We start from the raw sequence: 1,676 nt of genomic DNA, 5'->3' as shown, positions 1-1,676 counted from the left end.
AACAAGTGCAAGCACATCTGCGTCAGTGAGCACAAGCCAATCTGTCTCAGTAAGTGCGAGCACCTCTGCGTCAGTGAGCGCAAGCCAATCTGTCTCAGTAAGTGCAAGTGCTTCAGCATCCGTAAGCGCGAGCCAGTCTGTTTCAACAAGTGCAAGTGCTTCGGTTTCAGTAAGCAGTAGCGAATCTGTTTCAACAAGTGCAAGTGCTTCGGTTTCAGTAAGCTCTAGTCAGTCTGTCTCAGTAAGTGCGAGCACATCTGTGTCAGTAAGCTCTAGTCAGTCTGTTTCAACAAGTGCAAGTGCCTCTGCATCAGTAAGCGCGAGCCAGTCTGTCTCAGCAAGCGAAAGCGCCTCAACTTCAGTAAGTGCTAGCCAATCTGTCTCAGTAAGTGCGAGCACATCTGCGTCAGTGAGCGAGAGTGCTTCGGTTTCAGTAAGCTCTAGCCAATCAGTCTCAGTAAGTGAGAGCACTTCGGCATCAGTAAGCACAAGCCAGTCTGTTTCAACAAGTGCAAGTGCCTCTGCATCCGTAAGCAGTAGCGAATCTGTTTCAACAAGTGCGAGCACATCTGCGTCAGTGAGCGCAAGCCAATCTGTCTCAGTAAGTGCAAGTGCTTCAGCATCCGTAAGCGCAAGTGAGTCTGTTTCAATAAGTGCAAGTGCCTCTGCATCAGTAAGCGCGAGCCAGTCTGTTTCAGCAAGCGAAAGCGCCTCAACTTCAGTAAGTGCTAGCCAATCTGTCTCAGTAAGTGAGAGCACCTCTGCGTCAGTGAGCGCAAGTCAATCAGTCTCAGTAAGTGCAAGTGCTTCAGCATCCGTAAGCGCAAGTGAGTCTGTTTCAGTAAGTGAGAGCACCTCTGCGTCAGTAAGCGCAAGTGAGTCTGTTTCAATAAGTGCAAGTGCCTCTGCATCAGTAAGCGCGAGCCAGTCTGTTTCAGCAAGCGAAAGCGCCTCAACTTCAGTAAGTGCTAGCCAATCTGTCTCAGTAAGTGAGAGCACCTCTGCGTCAGTGAGCGCAAGTCAATCAGTCTCAGTAAGTGCAAGTGCTTCAGCATCCGTAAGCGCAAGTGAGTCTGTTTCAGTAAGTGAGAGCACCTCTGCGTCAGTAAGCGCAAGTGAGTCTGTTTCAATAAGTGCAAGTGCCTCTGCATCAGTAAGCGCGAGCCAGTCTGTTTCAGCAAGCGAAAGCGCCTCAACTTCAGTAAGTGCTAGCCAATCTGTCTCAGTAAGTGAGAGCACCTCTGCGTCAGTGAGCGCAAGTCAATCAGTCTCAGCGAGCGAGAGTGCTTCGGTTTCAGTAAGCTCTAGCCAGTCTGTCTCAGTAAGTGCGAGCATCTCTGCGTCAGTGAGCGCAAGTCAATCAGTCTCAGCGAGCGAGAGTGCTTCGGTTTCAGTAAGCTCTAGCCAATCTGTCTCAGTAAGTGAGAGCACTTCGGCATCAGTAAGCGCAAGTCAGTCTGTTTCAGCAAGCGAAAGTGCTTCGGTTTCAGTGAGCGTTAGCCAGTCTGTTTCAGCAAGTGAGAGTGCTTCAGCCTCAGTAAGCTCTAGTCAATCTGTTTCAACAAGTGAGAGCACCTCAGCTTCAGTAAGTCTGAGTCAATCAGTCTCAGTAAGTGCAAGCACTTCAGTTTCAGTAAGTCTGAGCCAATCAGTCTCAGTAAGTGCAAGTGCTTCAG

The 1,676-nt window shown here is 49.7% G+C and carries 1 protein-coding gene; it reads left to right on the top strand.

The features are described from left to right. The coding region (locus tag FZ941_RS10575; RefSeq protein WP_187418423.1) for a hypothetical protein at positions 1-1,676 on the top strand (1,676 nt) is incomplete at both ends.

The sequence above is a fragment of the Streptococcus sp. Marseille-P6264 genome, from assembly GCF_902460355.1.
Taxonomy (GTDB): domain Bacteria; phylum Bacillota; class Bacilli; order Lactobacillales; family Streptococcaceae; genus Streptococcus.
The sequence above is the reverse complement of the archived record's forward strand: the minus strand, read 5'-3'. Positions and strand labels throughout refer to the sequence as shown.